The following is an 18,623-nucleotide window of genomic DNA, read 5'->3' as shown; positions in this document are numbered from 1 at the left end:
TTATTGAGGGGATATTGAAAAAATATAATATTTAGGAGGATTCTAAATCAATATTATGGATATGAAAAAAGTTATGGTTATAATAAATGGTGAAGATAAAACTTTAGAAATACAGGATTTTACAGTTGATAAAAATAGCAATAAAGTAATAGTTACCTATAAAAGCAGCAATAAACCATATAAATATAATAGAGATAAAGTTGATATACTTGTAAATCCAAAGGTGATAAATCTTGAAGATAAAATTCTATATATTAACGATAGACCAAATTATGAAGCGAAATATATTTTAAATGATTTTGATAAATATAGAATATATAAATGTAATGGAGAAGTTGATGTTGTTAAGTCAGATGAATTTTATTTTGTTGATAAAAAATCAGAATATGATAATATATTAGATTATTTTAAAACAATTTCTAAATATAAAGAGAATAAATATGAAGAAAAAAGCTTTTTAGAAAAAGAAATGAATAAACTTAATTATGTTCATCCAAAAAGTGTACTTAGTATATATTTATCTGAAAAAAGTATTGAAAGTAGAAAAATTGATATTAATAGAGCCATCTTTCCATTCAGCTTTAATCTGAGTCAAAAAAAAGCCCTTGAAAATGCACTTGAATCTCCAATTTCTATAATTGAGGGACCTCCAGGAACGGGTAAGACACAGACTATTTTAAATATTGTATCTAATATTGTTACAATTCAAGGCAAAAGTGTGGCTGTTGTATCAAATAATAATGAAGCGATAAAAAATGTAATTGAGAAGTTGAAAAACCCTGGATATGGTTTTTTAACAGCTTTACTTGGAAAAAATGATAATAAAGAAGAATTTTTTAAAAATATGCCAATGCCTGAGGTAAGTGGTTGGAATATAGATAAAGAAGAAAATATATTATTTGAAGAAATTAAAAACCTCAATAGTAAATTGAACGATCTACAGGAAAAAGATCGAGAAAAATATCAACTAATAAATAAATTAAGAGCTTGGAAATTAGAACAGGAGCATTTTGAAAATTATTTTAATGCACAAAATGTAGAATATATAAGCAAATTACCACTTTTGTGTAAAAATCCAGATAAGTTAATGTCATTTATAGCAGAGACTAATTTTGCAAAAGATAATGGTAAAACTAAAAAAATATTATATAAAATAAAATTATTTTTAAAATATGGTGTTCTTGACTTTAAATATTGGAGTCAGAATGAGATATCTACTTTATTGTCTTTGCAAAGAAAGTTTTATTTTATGAAGATAAAAGAATTTGAGAATAGACTTAAACAGTTAGATAAAGAACTAGAAAATGCTTCCTTTGATAAGATGCTTAAAGATCACCAGGAATATTCAGAAAAGATATTTAAAAAAAGTTTATATTTAAGTCATGGACATTTAAAAGAATCTGAGATAACCAAAAAAGATTATAAGAATCATTTTAATGATTTTATAAAAAGATTTCCAATAATTTTTAGTACTACACATTCATTACGCGCTTCTATACCAGAAGATTATATGTTAGACTATGTAATTATTGATGAGGCATCACAGGTAGATTTGCTTACAGGGGTTTTAGCACTTTCATGTTGTAAAAATGTTGTTATTGTTGGAGATACAAAACAACTCCCACAAATTACAAATATAAAAATTAAAATTGATCCACCATCTAATAAGTACAATTATTTTGAGAATAATATATTAACATCAATGTTAAAGTTAGAAAAAAGTATACCTTGTGTGACTTTAAGAGAACATTATCGTTGCCATCCTCAGATAATTGAATTTTGCAATCAAGAGTATTATGATGGACAGTTAATACCTTATACTGATTCAGATTCATCCAATAATCCGTTGATTATTTATAAGACATCAAAAGGAAATCATATGAGAAAAATTACAAATGGTGACGCTAAAGGAACCTACAATCAACGTGAACTTGATGTAATTAAAGAAGAAGTTTTGAAAAATAAAGTAATTGATGCACAGAGTGAAGATATTGGCATTGTTACACCATATCGTAAGCAGGCAGATAAAGCAATGGAGTTGTTAGATGATAGTATTCAAAGTGATACTGTCCATAAATATCAAGGACGTGAAAAAAAATCAATAATTATGTCTACCGTATTAGACAAATCATGCCAAGGTAAGATTGGAATTAATTTTGTCGATGATCCAAAAATAATTAATGTAGGTGTTTCAAGAGCTATAAAACAATTCGTTTTAGTTACGCATCCAGATTCGTTTTCAGAAAATGGGAAAAACATTAGTAATCTCATAAGATACATAGAATATAACACATTGGATGAAAATGTAATAAATAGTCAGGTAGTATCGGTATTTGATTTATTGTATAAAGAGTTTTCAGATAGATTACTCCCTATAAAAGAAAAAATGAATTCTAATGCAAAATATAAATCTGAAGAGGTTATGAGAGTAACTTTAGATGGAATATTGAATAAAGAACAATATAACTCTTATGGATATAGTCAAGGTGTATTTTTACGTAATTTATTAAAGGATACTAAATTGCTAACTAAAGAAGAAGAAAAATTTGTAAATAATAGATCTTCTCTAGACTTTATAATATTTAGAAGACAAGATAGAAGTTGCATTTTAGTAATTGAGGTAGATGGCTTTTCATTTCATGAAAACAAACCAGAACAGTTAAAACGTGATAAATTAAAGAATATTATTTTAAAGAAATATGGGATACCTATTTTGCGTCTGCCAACTAATGGAAGTGTGGAAGGATACAAGGTAGAAGATGCGATATCTAATGCAGAAAAAGAAACTAAAAATACAGGTTTAAAAAGTGCGCAACTGAATTAATCGGTTTTTATTTAAGTTGGAGAACCAGAAGATGGGTATGAATTTTATATATAGGTAGATTATGCAAAATTATCTATATTTTGATTTGTATAGGCATAAATAGAGATTAGGATAGGGGTTGACGCGACATATATTAAATGGATTCATTTTTTTGACTGTATAAATAATGGTGGAATTTCGATGTTATTTATTGATTTTATGTATTTCTGATAAAGGGAAAAAAGGGCATTTGTAAGGCCCAGATGAATTTAAATTATTTGCTGATAGTTTTAATGAATATTTGTAGAATATTATTTATAGCGAGTTTGATTTTATCAATTAAGACACAGTTTATTGATAATTAATAAAATACTTTTCAGATATTGGATATGATAAAATAAAAAGTATGAGAGCTTATAAAGACATCCATTATGTAACAGATAACAACAAGTAGAGAAGGTAAGAAGCTTAAGAGTAGAATATTATGAGTTTTATTTTAGAATATTTTTATATATAAAGGGAGATGTATTTAATGAGCGATATTATAACTAAACGCAAAGCAAATGCTTGTCTTGTATGTGGAGGAGAACTTAAGTATTTAGAAAAAGTAGAAAGTATGGTGTGTGGAATATGCCATATTGAATATACGAGCAATGCTAAATGTGAAAGTGGACACTATATTTGTGATGAGTGCCATAGTAAGAAAGGAATAGAAACAATAGTAGATATATGTTTGAAGAGTGAATCTACAAATCCAATAGAAATTGCAAAAAGTATAATGACTTTTCCATACATTTACATGCATGGACCAGAACACCATATATTAGTTGGTGCCAGCCTTTTAACAGCTTATTCAAATAGCGGTGGAGAAATTAACTTAGAAGAGTCGTTAAAAGAAATGGTAGTTAGAGGTAAGCAAGTTCCAGGAGGTTTTTGTGGTATGCATGGATGTTGTGGAGCGGCCGTGAGTACAGGAATTTACTACAGTATTATAACTCGATGTTCGCCATTAAATAAAAAAGAGTGGCAGAATGCAAATTTAATGACAGCATCAGCATTAAAATCTATCGCAGAGCATGGAGGACCTAGATGTTGTAAAAGAGATTTATTTTTAGCTATTATTGAAGCTGTAAAGAATACTGAAAAGTTTAAAGATATAAAAATGGAGGTTCCAGAAAACATTGTTTGTGGATTTTTTAGAGAAAATAATGAGTGTATAAAAGAAGATTGCTTATTTTACTATAAAAAGACAGCTATGTAACGATACCGAATTGTTTAGAAGAGTGCTAATTAAGCGCTACAATAAATGCAAATATGAGATAAAATTATATAGGGATGCAAGTTATCAATATTTGACTCTTTCTTATAAATTATCAATTAAAAACTAAATAATAAATCTAAGTTATTAATATATACAAAAATGCCTTACAATTTGTTTGATATGGTCGACGATAATTGGTATAATTTGAGTAAAATTGAGGAAAGCAGTTCAAATTTAAATTGTGAGGGTAGACTTTATGAAAAAAATATTAGTAACTTTATTGGTGTTGTTTTCGGTTTTAACAGTGGGGTGTACTGAAAAAAGTGATGGAGTAGAGACGTTGTCAAAAAAGGAATATGCAGAGAGACTTAGTTCAACAATTGATGAAATGTTTTCAAAGTACGGAAACGATTATTTAGATATTACAGAAAACTATGCAGAGATGTATGAGAAAAGCCCAGATAACTACGAGTACCAAGAAATTCTAGAAAGTTTTAAGACCGGCGAAATAAAGTACAAAGAAATGGGAGAACAACTTTCAAAGTTTAAAAGTAAAGACAAAGAGATAAACCAATTGCATGAAAAATTGATAAAGACATGTATTGATAAATCAAATTACTACAAAGAAATAGACGAGTTAGAAGACAAAATTACGGGTGTAGGAATAAAGGAGAATGTCAACGAACTAGAGATAGAGGCTGGAACTGTACCAGAAAACCTTATATCTCAAAAGGAATACAGTGATATTGAAAAAAGGATTTATGAGTTAGGTGGATTAATCGATGGCGTGACATTAGAAGATATTTGGAGTGAATTAGAAGTAGCATTGGGAGAAAACTTAGATTAACGCTTAGAAAAATTGATAATCGTACATATATTAGTAATGATAAAAATAGTGGGGGTAGTTTATGAAAAAAATCGTATGTTTATTAATAGTTGTGTTAATTTTTGTAGTTGGATGTGCTAAAGACAATATCGGGGATACAAAAAGTGGAGATTCAAATAAAAATAAAAATATTGAAACAGTATCTAAAAAGCAGTATATATCTAGGGTGAAATCAATAGTTGATGAAGTATCCGGAAAGTATATCAATGAGTTTGAGAATACTATAGATGATGTAGACACAGATTATGAATATTTAGGCCCCGGAGATGAAAAGTATGACTTTATGATCCAAAATATAAAAAATGATAAAAATAAATTTGGGGAAATGGCTGATGGATTTTCTAAATTTAATTCTAGAGATGATAAAATCAATAACATACACTATAAAATCATAGTAGCTTGTACTGACAAATCAAACGCCTGCAAAGAGAGACTAGAAATAGAGGATAAATTAAAAAATAAGAATGTAAAAGAATTGATTAACGAACTCGAGGAAGAGGCAGGAAATTATGATAAGAATAATCTTATATCTGAAAAAGAATACAATGAATATCAAGATAGGATAAAAGTTTTGGATAGTGAAATCAAAGGAAATAAAATATACAACTTATTCGGAGAGTTAGAAGCTGAATTAGGTGAAGATTTAGATTAACAAGTCCTTATAATATTGAGAGTTAAAAATAAAGAGTACAAAATTCAACCCCACGTATAATAAAAAATATGCAGCAGAAAAGTGATATAAGCTTTTCTACTGCATTTATTATCTATTTTTATTTAAAATATTACTACTGGTTTTATTAAATCTCTAGGTTTGTCCTTCATCAACATAAGAGCTTCTTCCATATGATCAAACCCATTGAATTTATGAGTTAATAATTTACTTGTGTCAAGTCGACCTGTTTCCATTAGAGAAACTAGTTTTTCCATACGTAGTCTTCCACCAGGCATAAGACCTCCAGCGATTACCTTGTGTCCCATACCGCAACCCCATTCAACTCTTGGGATTTTTATATAGTCTCCAGAACCAAGATAGTTCACATTACCTATACGACCACCAGGTTTTAGCATTTCTATAGCTTGGGCAAAAGTATCGTTATCTCCTCCTGCAATTATAACTTTATCAACGCCTTTACCGTGAGTCTTGTCCATAATTTGAGTAACTATGTCGCCTTCTTTGTAGTTTATTATATCTGTAGCGCCGTATTCTTTGGCAGCAGCAACACAGTTTGCACGTGAACCAACTCCATATAAATGGGATGCACCTCTTAGAGCTGCACCGGCAACAGCCATAAGGCCTACTGGTCCGATACCTATTACGCATACAGAATCTCCAAACTGAACATCAGCTAACTCTACACCGTGAAATCCTGTTGGAACCATATCACTTAGCATAACAGCATCTGCTACATCAATACCTTGAGGAAGTATAGCTAAATTTGCATCAGCTTCATTAACATGGAAGAACTCACAGAAAACTCCATCTTTAAAGTTAGAGAATTTCCATCCAGCTAACATACCACCCGAATGCATTGAGTATCCAGCTTGAGCTTCAAGAGAACCCCAATCAGGTGTAATAGCAGGAACAATTACTTTGTCTCCAGCTTTAAATGACTTAACATCACATCCAACCTCTACAACCTCACCTACTGCTTCATGTCCCAATATCATATCAGAACGTTCACCTATTGCACCTTCCCATACTGTGTGAATATCAGAAGTACATGGTGATACAGCGAGTGGTTTTACAATTGCATCTAAAGGACCGCATTTTGGTACATCCTTTTCGATCCAACCAACATTTCCTATTCCCAACATTGCAAAGCCTTTCATCTTCATATAGATAATCTCCTCTCCAATTGGTTAATTTGTAGATATGTTTGTTAATAAATTATTAATCTTTAGTTTAATAATATTGCTTTATATTTTGATTGTCAACATAAAACTATATAAAAAATTTCTATAGTTAATATTTATATATAGTTTAGTAACTAATTTGTGAATAACATAAAATTTAATATTAAGTATTGTGGATTAAATCGTAATAGATAATTCCTATTGAAGAACCGAATGATATTACTATTATATGCATTATGTCTAAGTCTCCGGGCTTTAAAATTTTAAATAATAAAGATAATGCAATAAAACTTAAAAATAATTTTACAAATTTTAAAATCTTTCTTTTTGATGTTTGTCTATCAACTATAAATAAAAGTATGACGGTAGTAAAAAACAAACTAGCTAAAAATGCAAAGATACTAAAAAGATAAATAACCAAAAAACGTTGAACTATATTATAGCTAATTTCAATGTCAAAAAACATTGTTAAAAACAATAGCAAAGTCAATATTATAAATGTAGAAGAAATAACTCTATTGAAAATAACCAATTTATTGCGACGAAACATAAAACACACTCCTATTATTTATCAACTTATTTATATTATTAAAAATTCATAAAAAGTAGTACTTATATACGGTGATTCTCCTTTTATAATTTAACAGCTTATACAAGTTTTTACCAGATTTATATTATTTTTAAAAAAATAAAATAAGCTGTTATTTCGAATAACAGCTTATCCACATTTTTTAAAATTTTAACGATATTAAATATTAAATATTAGAATTAAATTTATCTTCTAGATTTTCCAGTGATATGATCTATTGATATCTTTACAACATAAGTTTGTTTTGTTAGAGCATCTATGTATTTTTTGCCTTTATCTGTTTTGTTTGAATCGGGATCGTATTTATTAATAAGTTCCATAAGAGCAGAGTACTTTTCGTCGTCAAGAGCTTCACTAGCTGTTCCAAAGACGATTACACTTTCATAATTGGTAGAGAATTCACCTGGTAGTATTTCTGTATTTCTAACTGCGCTGAAAGAAACTTTCTCGTTGTTTTTAATGTTTTCTATTTTGTGACCTTCTCTTGCACTGTGAAAATATATAGCATCGTCGAAATAAACATAGCTAAGAGGTACGCCATATGGGTGTCCATTATCGCTTATTGATGACAGAACTCCATATTCACAGTTTTTTAAGATGTCTTTTGACTCTTTGATACTCAACATTCTATCTTTTCTTCTCATTTCTTTAAACATATGCAATCCCTCCAGTTTAAATTATGTACTATTTTATATTATTAGTAATTAATCCAATTATATCACGTCTTAATATATTAATAGATTAAAAAAATTTATAGATTATTGATTATATGAATGGTCAAATTGAATTTATCAAACAGTAATAAATATAGTATAAAATTTAATAAATTATCTTGATTAATAATAACCAATAATGATAATAAACAATAAACAGATGTTAAGTCTTTAATAAAAATATAATTGACTATAAATAATGATAATAAGGATGATATATAAATTTGCAAAATGATATAAAAAGCCATTGAAGGATATCCTTCAATGGCTTTAGTTTTAGTTTAATTTATTTTTAATATACTCCTAGCCAACTTATCGATACTGTCACTAAGTCCGACCAACTTACCTTCAATCCTAATAAGCAAGTACATAGACAAAGCAATAGGAAAGCCGACATTAGCAATCAAAAATTGTATATCCTCATACATACTACCACCAACCTATACTAACTCATAAACAGTAGTATCAGTCTCGACAACCTTTGCGCTAACCAAAGAAACATAATCCTTTCCATCTACTGCAAATATATTCTTATTTAAAACTAAACTCATAGTTGTTCTTATTTCTTCCTCAGTCAAATCAATCTTAGGATTATCAAGTGATATAGATACTGTTTTATCAGCCGAAGTTTTAAAACTCATAACTAACTTTCTATTAGTTTCCATAGCATACCTCCATATTTTATTTTACATTTTAATTACTTAGATAAAGTCGAATTGTCTATTCTATTTACTTTTAACAAAGTAAAATCTTGTAAGCCTATAGTAGATTCAACAACCTCATAAATATCGTCGTCAGTTGCGTCAGATTTTAAATTATTAAATGATTTACTTTTAACGACAGTCTTTCCTTTTCCATCAATACCGCAATCTAAACTAAGTTTTATACTAGATGTATTTTTAGTTGAAACAATAGCCATATATTACCTCCTAATTTTATTCAAAGTATGTGCACATTTACTTTGTATCTTTATAATAACAAGAAGTATATTCATGTAGTTATAACATGTGTTATCAAAATAAACTTAAAAAAAGTTTGTCCAACTAATTTATATTCAACTATTATCTAGAAAAGGCTAAAATATAATCAATCAATTGAAAGGGGGAAAATATATGCTGATTAAATTAAATGACATACCTAACAATTTTCATGCAATGATAGAGGTAATAGGAATAGAAAATTTCTTAGAGATATCAAAGCTTTATGGAGGAATTAATATGTATATTCCAATATATAGTAGCCTAATTAGACAAGCTAGGAATAGAGATATAATTGGAAAATACAATGGAGTAAATGTCAACGAATTAGCTATTAAATATGGCATAAGTGTTGTTAGTGTAAGAAGAATAGTAAAAAATATATAAATATAAATGAAAATGTATACAAAAATAGGTAGAATATAAATTATATAGAAGTGTAAATTACAAAGTTTAAAAAACATTTTGTATATCATCAGCGAAAACTAGACGTGAAATCCTATCAAAAATTAAGTAATTTAATGAATATGTATTGAAACATATAAAAGATAATATACTTAAGGGGGAGATTAGTATGATAAATATTAGTAAATTGATCAAGGAGTTTAGGGAAGATGATGTAAAAGCAAATGTAAGAGAAATTTTAAAAGTCGTAGGTATTGAAGACCTATTAGAGTTAAGTCAAAAGTGGGGTGGGGGGCATATATATTTACCTACTCAGGAATGTATACTGAGAAAATCACGTGACAGATTGATATTAAAAGAATTTAATGGGAAAAATTATGGAGAGTTAGCCAGAGAATTTCATATGTCTGAGACTCATATAAGAAATATAATTAAGAATAAAAAATAGTAATAAAACACAGTGAAAAACATAAAAAATAATTAGTAAAATTTAATTGTATTTCAAATTTAAGGAAATAAAAATGGTAAAATCTATTGAAATGGAGTAAATTTTAGTATATGATAGGTATGTGAGAAATACGAGAAACAACGGTTAATTTACATAAAGAGAGATGTAATTAATATATTGTTGGGAGGAAACGAAATTATGAACAAGAAAAGAAACTTAGCAGTTGTTATGGCTGCTGCTACTGTAGCTACTTCTGTTGCACCAGTATTTGCTGCAGAGGTTAAAGATTTTACTCAAGATGATTTAGTAAAAGAGGTTGAGAAGTTATTAAATACTAAATATTCTGATCCAGCTGAAACTAATGGCGATGGAGAAGTTGAGTCTGGTAAAGAATACAGAAGATCAGTATACAAAATTGAAGAGCTTGATAAAGACAATAAAGTAATACCTAATTCTAGAATAACAGATATACATGATTTAAAATCACAAATGGAGCAAGCAGATTTAGAAGACAGAGATTTTCATGTTCTAGTTACTGATAAAGGACATAATACTGTAAATGGATCTATAACAAAACAAGAATATACTAAATATGAATTTATAGATTCTACAGAATTAGCAAAAATTGCGACAGATTATGCAGGAAAAACTGCTGGTTTACCAGTAGGTGTAAGAACTGTTACAGCGCTCGATATTGATGGAGATGCAATTGAAGCAGCTGATTATTCTGATAAATTAGTTACTGTAGAAATGAAATTATTAAGTGGAAAAACAATTGAATTTGCATCTGGTGATTATAAAGTTGATTTTAACAAACCAGTAGAAGGAAATGATGTTGAAGTAGATCCTACTACAACTGATGATAATGTTCTTTCGAGAATCAATGGATTCAAGAAATTAAAAAATGCTGAAGACAAAGAAAAATATATAACTAAAGCATCTTCAATTGTAGGTAAATATACTGTTGGAAGTACAACTACTATAAAAGAAAATCTTGATAAATTCTACACTTCAGAAGATGGTTATACAGACAAAGGTGAAGATTTAGTTAACACATTAATTGATGCCGATGCTGATCAAGTAAAAGGTGCAACTTATGTATTAAATGGTGCAAGATACACTATTAAATATAGTCAAACAGATAATAATAAAATAAAAACAGTAAATGATGGATATGAATTAACTATAGAATTTACAGCTAAAAAAGGTTCTGATAATGAGAAACCAGTTAAGTATGTTTTAAAATCAGACAATAAAAAAGATTTAGATACAATAGTTAATGCTATAACTAACGGAACAAAAGTTTCTTCTGGAAAAGTAACATCTTTATCTGGGACAGACAGATTCGAAACAGCTGTTGAAATAAGTAAAGAAGCTTTCTTAGATTATAAAGAAACTGGTGCAGTTGAAAAAAAAGCTAAGGCAGTTGTATTAGTAGGAGAAAATGCAATAGTAGATGGATTAGCTTCAGCACCTTTAGCAAAAGCTGTTAGTGCACCAATACTATTAACAAAAGCTAATGAAGTACCACAAATGACTATGAAAGAAATTGAAAGAGTTGTAGATGAAGATTGTGATGTTTACCTAATAGGTGGAACTAATACAATATCTAAAGATGTAGAAAAACAATTAATCAATAAATTGAACGCCAATGTTGTAAGAGTATCTGGAGAAGATAGATATGCTACTTCTGCAGAGATAGCTGATGAATTACAAGACCATTTAGATGGATCTAAACAAGAGACTGCTTACGTTGTTGGTGGTGATGGATTGGCTGATGCTATGAGTGTTGCATCTATTGCAGCTGAAAAGAATGCTCCAATTCTAGTTACTCAAAAAGATGCATTAACTAGAGATGTTAAAGATCAACTTAAAGATATGTCTGATTTAAAAGATGTTACAATAGTTGGAGGAACTACTAAAGTTTCAACAAAAGTATTAAAAGATATACAAGATGATAATAAAATAGCAGGTAAAACAACGAGATTATCTGGCGCAGATAGAGCTGATACAAATGCTGCTGTTTTAAATAGTCACTTTAAAACAAAGAAGAATACAATGTTTATAGCAAAGAATGGTTATGCTGGTGGAGATGGACAATTAATAGATGCCTTAGCTATAGCTCCATTTGCTGCAACTAAACAAGCACCTGTTGTATTAGCTGGTGATAAATTATCAAGTGATCAAGATGATTTTGTTAAGACTGTTGCTGATAAAAATGCAGCTAATAAATTATATCAAGTAGGTCAAGGTTTAACAAAAGACGTTATAAAAGTTATTGTAGACCATTTTGATTTATAAGATTTACTTATGAAATCTATGATATAGAAAAGATCTCTCTTAGGAGGGATCTTTTTGTTTATATTTATAAAATTCTTAACAATAAAAAGTACCTATTAAATAATAGGTACTTTATTTGTGAGAAATACTTAAAATAAGATGTAACCACTTTATTTCAAGTAAAACGATTATACTATATTTTCCATTAAATGTCCATTACTTAAATTTTTAAACAAGAAGACGTTTTCTTCAGGCTAAAAAAGAAGATTTATTCTAAAAATTAATGTATAATAGAAATTGTAGATTTTTTACAGGGAGGTAAGAAAATGTCGTTATTAGATAAAATTGTAGATAAATCGGATAAAATAGAAATTAAATCACTTAATCATATAGTAGATAAAATAGAAGCTTTAGAAGAAAAGATGCAGGCAATGTCAGATGAAGAGTTACAAGGTATGACTGCTATCTTTAAAGAAAGATTACATAATGGTGAAACACTTGATGATATTTTAGCAGAAGCTTTTGCTGTTGCAAGAGAAGCTAGTAGAAGAATACTAGGTATGAGACAGTATAGAGTTCAGCTTATCGGTGGTATTGTTCTTCATCAAGGCAAAATTGCAGAGATGAAAACTGGAGAAGGTAAAACGTTAGTTGCTATAGCTCCGGTATACTTAAACGCTCTGTCTGGAGATGGTGCACATGTTATAACTGTCAACGATTATCTAGCACAACGTGACAAAGAGCAGATGCAACCGGTTTATGAATTCTTAGGCATGTCCGTTGGAGTCATAATTCAAGATCAGGATCCAACTATTAGAAAAGCTCAATACAACTGTGATATTGTATACGGTACAAACAATGAGTTTGGTTTTGACTACTTGAGAGATAACATGGTTGTAAAAAAAGAGGACAAGGTTCAAAGAGATCTTAACTTTGCAATTGTCGATGAGGTCGACTCTATACTTATAGACGAAGCTAGGACACCTCTTATAATCTCTGGACCTGGTGATGAAAGTACTAGTCTATACGAACAAGCGAATGTACTAATTGAAACATTAAAGGAAGAAGATTATGAAGTGGATGAAAAGGATAACTATGCAAATTTGACTGAGTCAGGGCTTAAAAAGGCAGAGTCATTCTTTGGACTTGAAAATCTAACACACGTAAATAATATAGAGATTTACCATCACATCAACCAAGCTCTAAGAGCACATAAGCTAATGGATAAAGACGTGGACTATGTTATAAAAGACGGAGAAATCCTTATAGTTGATGAATTTACTGGTAGAATTATGGATGGACGTAGATATTCAGATGGGCTACACCAAGCTGTTGAGGCTAAAGAGAGAGTTGAGATCAAAAACGAATCTAAGACAATGGCTACAGTTACATTCCAAAATTTCTTTAGATTATACAAAAAACTATCAGGTATGACAGGTACAGCCAAGACTGAAGAGACTGAGTTTGAGTCTACATATAATATGAATGTTATACAGATTCCTACAAACAGACCTGTTATTAGAGCGGATCTTCAAGAAAAAGTATTTAGAACAGAAAAGGCTAAGTACGATGCTGTTGTAGATGAAATAGAAAGAATACATAAGACTAGACAACCGATACTTGTTGGTACAGTTTCTATAGATAAGTCAGAGATGCTTTCTGAGTTATTGAAGAAGAGAGGTATAAAACATCAAGTGCTTAATGCAAAGCAACACGACAAGGAAGCGGCTATAGTAGCTAAAGCTGGTAAACTCGATTCGGTGACTATCGCTACAAATATGGCAGGTAGGGGAACTGATATTGCTTTAGGTGCAGGAGATAAAGAAGAAGAGGAGCAAGTAAAGGCACTAGGTGGACTTTACGTAATTGGTACTGAGAGACATGAGACGAGAAGAATAGACAATCAGCTAAGAGGTCGTTCTGGCCGTCAAGGTGATCCTGGGACATCTAGATTCTTCGTGAGTCTTGAAGATGAGGTTATCAAACTATACGGTGGTAAGAGTATAGAGAAGATAATGAGCCGAATGAAAGGCGAAGAAAATGATGCTCTTGAGAGTAAAAACCTATCTAAAAATATAGAGAGGGCACAAAGAGCAATAGAAGGTAAAAACTTCGAGATAAGAAAAAATGTACTTAAATACGATGATGTTATAAATCAACAGAGAAAGATAATCTACGGAGAGAGAGACAAAGTCCTTGACGGTGCTGATCTATCAGAAGAGATTCAAAAGATGGTAAGAAGCATAATAGAAGAGTCTGCTGAGAAGTACTTAACAAAAAATAGGGATTATGTAAGATATTTAAAATTCCTCTACAATGCGTTTATGCCTCTAAACACAGTACTTATTCCGGATATGGACAGTAAAAGTGTAGATGAACTTGTTGAGTATACTTACGATATATCTAAAAAGATATATGATTTTAAAAAGATGGTTACAGGTATAGATAGAGTGAAAACTCTTGAGAAGAGGATTTTACTTCAGGTGGTTGATTCATACTGGGTCGATCATATCGATGCGATGGATCAGTTGAGACAGTATATAGGTCTAAGAGCCATAGGTCAAAAAGATCCGGTCAAAGAATATGAGATCGAAGGGTTTGGAATGTTCGATGAGCTAAATAGAAATATTAGAATAAACACTGTTAAATATCTGTACATGTTTGACGATGCAGAATAACATATTTAATTAATATTGACTTTAACTTTAAAAAGTAAAAAATAAATAAAAAAGAGACCGATTAATCGGTCTCTTTTTTCGTGTGAGAAATACGGAAAAAAAGAGATGTTTTAAATTTCTTTCTTCCTATTAGCTATTATACTATAAAGATTTTCGGATGTCTATTGAATAATTGCTTTTTAAAAGAAAGATGTTACAAAATTGTAACCTTTTTTTCTCATATTAGGTTAATAGTGGTAAAATTGTTGAAAGCTACAAAAAAATGTAATATAATGAATTGATTAGAATAAAAAATAAATGGAGGTAAATATATGAATAAAAAATACCTTGCAGTATTAATGGCGGGAGCAACAGTAGCTACATCAGTGGCACCAGTTTTTGCCGCAGAAGAAAACACTGTAACAAAAGAAACTATAACTGTAAAAGAAGCAGGTAGTTTAATTAAAGAAGTAGAAAACTTATTAAAGATTAAATACAATGGTGATGGTGAGACTGTAGCTCCAGTTTATGAAATTAAAGCGGGTAATGAAGTTATCACTAAGTCAGATGACCTTAAGAAAATGATCAATGATATTCCTAATAATGCTCAGTTAGTAGTAACTATAAAAGATAAAGGTCATGCAAAGGATGCTGACGGTAAGTATGTATCAAAAGCTGTTGGATCATATAAAACATATGCAGATCTTTCAGGAGAGGTACAAAACATAAAAACTGCTAATGAAGTTGCTGAAAATAGAGAAGGTATATACAGTATAGCAAATGTAAGTGCAGAACTTAAAAAGAGTACAACTGATAAAGATATATTAAGTATAACTTTAGAGAGTAAAGCCAACGAATCTAAGAAAACTATTAATCTAAACATTGGAGATAACAAGGTAAACCTTAAAGCTAAGCCATTAGATAAAGATGGTAAAGAGATAGAGCTAAAAAATGAACTAGATTTAAGTACGATAGTTGCATTTGCAGATGCAGATCCAGAAGCTATACCAGATAAAGATATAAAAGAAGTTACTGTTAAAAACGGGGAACTTGCTATTGTAGATTCTTCTGATATATATGATGGTTTCAGATTATCAGCTAAAGGTGTAGAAATAGCAAAGGATAAAGATAAGTTAATAGGAGAAATTTCAGAAAAAGATGAACAAACAGGAAAATACAGCTATGTAGTTAAATACATAGATGCTTCTGGAAATCCAATAGAACTTACAGTTGAGAGTACAAGCAAAACGAATTTAGAGAAATCAAAAAACGCTCTAGCTAAAAATGAAGTAAAAGTAAATGTAGTAGCTGGTGAGGACAGATATTCAACTGCTATTGAGATTGCTAAAGAATCTGGACTTAATGACAATATAGTAATAGTAAACTCAAATAAGATAGTTGATGGTCTTGCAGCAACTCCATTTGCTAAGATGAAGTCAGCTCCTATAGTGTTAGCTTCAGACACTGAAGTACCACAAGTTACTTTAGATTACATAAAATCAGTTATAAAAACAAAGCCTTCAGCTAACATATACATAGTAGGTGGGGAGTCAGCTGTTTCTAAAGAAGCAGAAAAACAACTTACTAATATAACAAAAAATGTTGAGAGAATATCTGGAGACGATAGACATACGACTTCACTAGAAGTTGCAAAAGCTATGACAGAGACAAATCCAGCTACTAAAGCGTATGTTGTTGGAGCTAAGGGTGAGCCAGATGCTATGAGTATAGCTGCAAAGGCTGCAGAAGGTAATTCTCCAATAATAGTAAATGGTTGGTCAGGATTATCTAATGAATCAATGACTATGCTTAAAGACAAAGAAATCGATATAATCGGTGGATCAAATAATGTGTCTAATTCTCTAGAAAATGACTTAAAATTAGTTGCTAAAGATAGCAAAGTAGAGAGAGTTGAAGGAGAGACTAGACACGATACTAATGCAAAAGTAATAGAAAAATATTATGATAAAATAGATACTCTATATGTTGCAAAAGATGGATATGGAAACAATAATATGCTTATAGATGCTCTTGCAGCAGGTCCACTTGCTGCTGGAAATGGTCCAATACTTCTTGCGACAGATCAAATAACTGATTCTCAAGAGAATTCTATTAAAGCTAAAGAAGTTAAACCATCAAATGTTATACAAATAGGTAACGGAATAAAAACAGCTGTTTATACTAAATTAGCAAGTATATTAGGATGGTAATAAGTAAGATATCAGGGAACTAAGACTTAATAAACAGCGTAACTAGGCAAACAAATAAGACTCATTGAAAATTAACTTTAATTTCAGTGAGTCTTTTAGCTTCAAAGACTTATTTATGGCGGTGATTTTATGGGCAGTACGGCGATTTTAAAACCTTTATTTTTGAAAAAATCAAAAGATACACTAACTAAAGCAAGTAAATCTGTAGATGGTAGAGATGTATTAGAAGATTTAAACGATCAAGGTTCTAGCAGTGTCAAATACGGTAAAAGTAAAAAATCAGGTAAATCAAGTAAATCTAGTATATACAGCGGTGCAAAAAATAGGATTAAATCAATTGATGTTATAAGAGGATTGACTATAGCGCTAATGATAATATGTAATAACCCGGGGAATTGGGCGAGAATCTATCCTCAACTTAGACATGTAGAGTGGAATGGTTATGTTTTGGCCGACTTAGGTTTTCCATTCTTTGTTATTGCTTTAGGGGTTACTATTCCCGTATCGATAGATAGAAGACTTAAAAAGAAAGAGTCTATACAGAAGATATCTCTAAATATATTAAGAAGAAGTGTTATGCTTTTTATGATTGGACTGTTTTTAAACTATTTAAAGGATCAGGATTTAAACACTATAAGAATACTAGGGGTTCTTCAAAGAATGTCAATAGTATATCTGGTAACTAGCTTTACTTATCTACTTATGAAAAAAGCTAAAAAGAAGGATTTATTTATAATATCTTCAATGATTGCAATATCAGCATGTATAATAGTTGGTTATTACTTTGTAGCTAAACCTTATGGCTTCCAATTAGAGGGTAGTTTAGCGCAAAGGGTGGATATGTTTTTCTTTGATGGACATCTATATAATCCTAATTTTGAACCTGATGGATTTTTGACAAGTATTGTAGCTATATCTTCTGGAATGCTAGGGTGCAGTATGGGATGTATTGTTAATAATAAAAAGCTAGGAGAGTATAAGAAATTCTTTATACTATTGGCTTTTGGTATACTGATGCTGGTACTTTCAAAACAGTTCAATGAATATTTTCCATACAATAAGAAGCTGTGGTCTAGCTCGTTTGTTCTACTTACAGCAGGATATTATGGGGTTTTGCTTTCTATATTATATTTGATTTGCGATATTTTCAATTTAAATAAAGTATTTACTCCTATTATAGCCCTTGGAAGCAGTCCTATATTTATATATGTGTTGCTTGAGAGTATACAAACTTTATTTTGGAATAAAATGGTGACGTCTGATATTCCACCATATAATCAGATAATTTTATCGGGTGACTTCACTAATACTTATATAACACCTTGGGCAGGTAGTACTTGGGATTCTTTAGTTTTCTCCATAGGATATTTAATACTTTGGATGGTTATCATGATGTTTATATATAAAAGGAATATAGTTATTAAGTTATAGATCTGTTTTGGTAATATTTGTATAGACTCTCCTGTGATCCAGTTATGTAGGGAAAAATAACAAGCAATGTAAAAATTTGTTACTTTTATTCTTAATATATTACAAAAAT

At 30.0% G+C, this 18,623-nt stretch carries 15 protein-coding genes; 10 read left to right on the top strand and 5 right to left on the bottom strand.

Annotation, left to right across the window (positions count from 1 at the left end; genetic code table 11):
* Window positions 1-55 precede the first annotated feature (55 nt).
* From KQI18_RS03655 to KQI18_RS03640, 4 genes are all read left to right on the top strand, one after another.
* Entirely contained in the window at window positions 56-2,824 is a 2,769-nt protein-coding gene (locus KQI18_RS03655; protein WP_216466317.1) for an AAA domain-containing protein, read from the top strand.
* 511 nt (window positions 2,825-3,335) lie between these two features.
* Window positions 3,336-4,064 carry a DUF5714 domain-containing protein gene (locus KQI18_RS03650; protein ID WP_216466316.1) on the top strand — a complete coding sequence of 243 codons (729 nt, stop codon included), beginning with the start codon at window positions 3,336-3,338 and terminating at the stop codon, window positions 4,062-4,064.
* 256 nt (window positions 4,065-4,320) lie between these two features.
* Entirely contained in the window at window positions 4,321-4,911 is a 591-nt protein-coding gene (locus KQI18_RS03645; protein WP_216466315.1) for a hypothetical protein, read from the top strand.
* 61 nt (window positions 4,912-4,972) lie between these two features.
* Window positions 4,973-5,602 (top strand): hypothetical protein, encoded by a 630-nt coding sequence (locus KQI18_RS03640; protein WP_216466314.1) that lies wholly within the window; start codon window positions 4,973-4,975, stop codon window positions 5,600-5,602.
* Between the two features lie 122 nt (window positions 5,603-5,724).
* Here KQI18_RS03640 and KQI18_RS03635 read toward each other — a convergent pair whose 3' ends face one another.
* From KQI18_RS03635 to KQI18_RS03615, 5 genes are all read right to left on the bottom strand, one after another.
* The gene (locus KQI18_RS03635; RefSeq protein WP_330654351.1) at window positions 5,725-6,786 is read right to left on the bottom strand and encodes an NAD(P)-dependent alcohol dehydrogenase; all 1,062 of its coding nucleotides are present in this window, start codon (window positions 6,784-6,786) and stop codon (window positions 5,725-5,727) included.
* A 792-nt stretch (window positions 6,787-7,578) separates the two neighbouring features.
* Window positions 7,579-8,049 carry a pyridoxamine 5'-phosphate oxidase family protein gene (locus tag KQI18_RS03630; RefSeq protein ID WP_216466313.1) on the bottom strand — a complete coding sequence of 157 codons (471 nt, stop codon included), beginning with the start codon at window positions 8,047-8,049 and terminating at the stop codon, window positions 7,579-7,581.
* A gap of 338 nt (window positions 8,050-8,387) precedes the next feature.
* On the bottom strand, window positions 8,388-8,534 hold the full coding sequence (locus KQI18_RS03625; protein WP_216466312.1) for a YvrJ family protein: 147 nt from the start codon (window positions 8,532-8,534) through the stop codon (window positions 8,388-8,390).
* A 12-nt stretch (window positions 8,535-8,546) separates the two neighbouring features.
* On the bottom strand, window positions 8,547-8,771 hold the full coding sequence (locus KQI18_RS03620) for a DUF2922 domain-containing protein (protein WP_216466311.1): 225 nt from the start codon (window positions 8,769-8,771) through the stop codon (window positions 8,547-8,549).
* A 32-nt stretch (window positions 8,772-8,803) separates the two neighbouring features.
* On the bottom strand, window positions 8,804-9,025 hold the full coding sequence (locus KQI18_RS03615) for a DUF1659 domain-containing protein (protein ID WP_216466310.1): 222 nt from the start codon (window positions 9,023-9,025) through the stop codon (window positions 8,804-8,806).
* Between the two features lie 193 nt (window positions 9,026-9,218).
* Between KQI18_RS03615 and KQI18_RS03610 the strand changes: the two genes are divergently transcribed.
* The 6 genes from KQI18_RS03610 to KQI18_RS03585 all read left to right on the top strand — a co-directional run bounded on the left by KQI18_RS03610 (window position 9,219) and on the right by KQI18_RS03585 (window position 18,514).
* Window positions 9,219-9,470 carry a Mor transcription activator family protein gene (locus KQI18_RS03610; protein WP_216466309.1) on the top strand — a complete coding sequence of 84 codons (252 nt, stop codon included), beginning with the start codon at window positions 9,219-9,221 and terminating at the stop codon, window positions 9,468-9,470.
* 187 nt (window positions 9,471-9,657) lie between these two features.
* Window positions 9,658-9,936 carry a Mor transcription activator family protein gene (locus KQI18_RS03605; protein ID WP_216466308.1) on the top strand — a complete coding sequence of 93 codons (279 nt, stop codon included), beginning with the start codon at window positions 9,658-9,660 and terminating at the stop codon, window positions 9,934-9,936.
* Window positions 9,937-10,134: 198 nt separating this feature from the next.
* Window positions 10,135-12,237 (top strand): cell wall-binding repeat-containing protein, encoded by a 2,103-nt coding sequence (locus KQI18_RS03600; RefSeq protein ID WP_216466307.1) that lies wholly within the window; start codon window positions 10,135-10,137, stop codon window positions 12,235-12,237.
* A 305-nt stretch (window positions 12,238-12,542) separates the two neighbouring features.
* Window positions 12,543-14,894: a preprotein translocase subunit SecA gene (secA, locus tag KQI18_RS03595; protein ID WP_216466306.1), complete on the top strand. Its 2,352-nt coding sequence runs from the start codon at window positions 12,543-12,545 to the stop codon at window positions 14,892-14,894.
* 311 nt (window positions 14,895-15,205) lie between these two features.
* Entirely contained in the window at window positions 15,206-17,083 is a 1,878-nt protein-coding gene (locus KQI18_RS03590; protein WP_216466305.1) for a cell wall-binding repeat-containing protein, read from the top strand.
* Between the two features lie 129 nt (window positions 17,084-17,212).
* Window positions 17,213-18,514, top strand: coding sequence for an acyltransferase family protein (locus KQI18_RS03585; protein ID WP_216466304.1), 1,302 nt, complete (start codon window positions 17,213-17,215; stop codon window positions 18,512-18,514).
* Window positions 18,515-18,623: the final 109 nt, after the last annotated feature.

Source organism: Metaclostridioides mangenotii (assembly GCF_018917235.1).
Lineage (GTDB): Bacteria > Bacillota > Clostridia > Peptostreptococcales > Peptostreptococcaceae > Metaclostridioides.
Note: the sequence above shows the minus strand (reverse complement) of the source record. Positions and strands in the feature narration are given on the sequence as shown.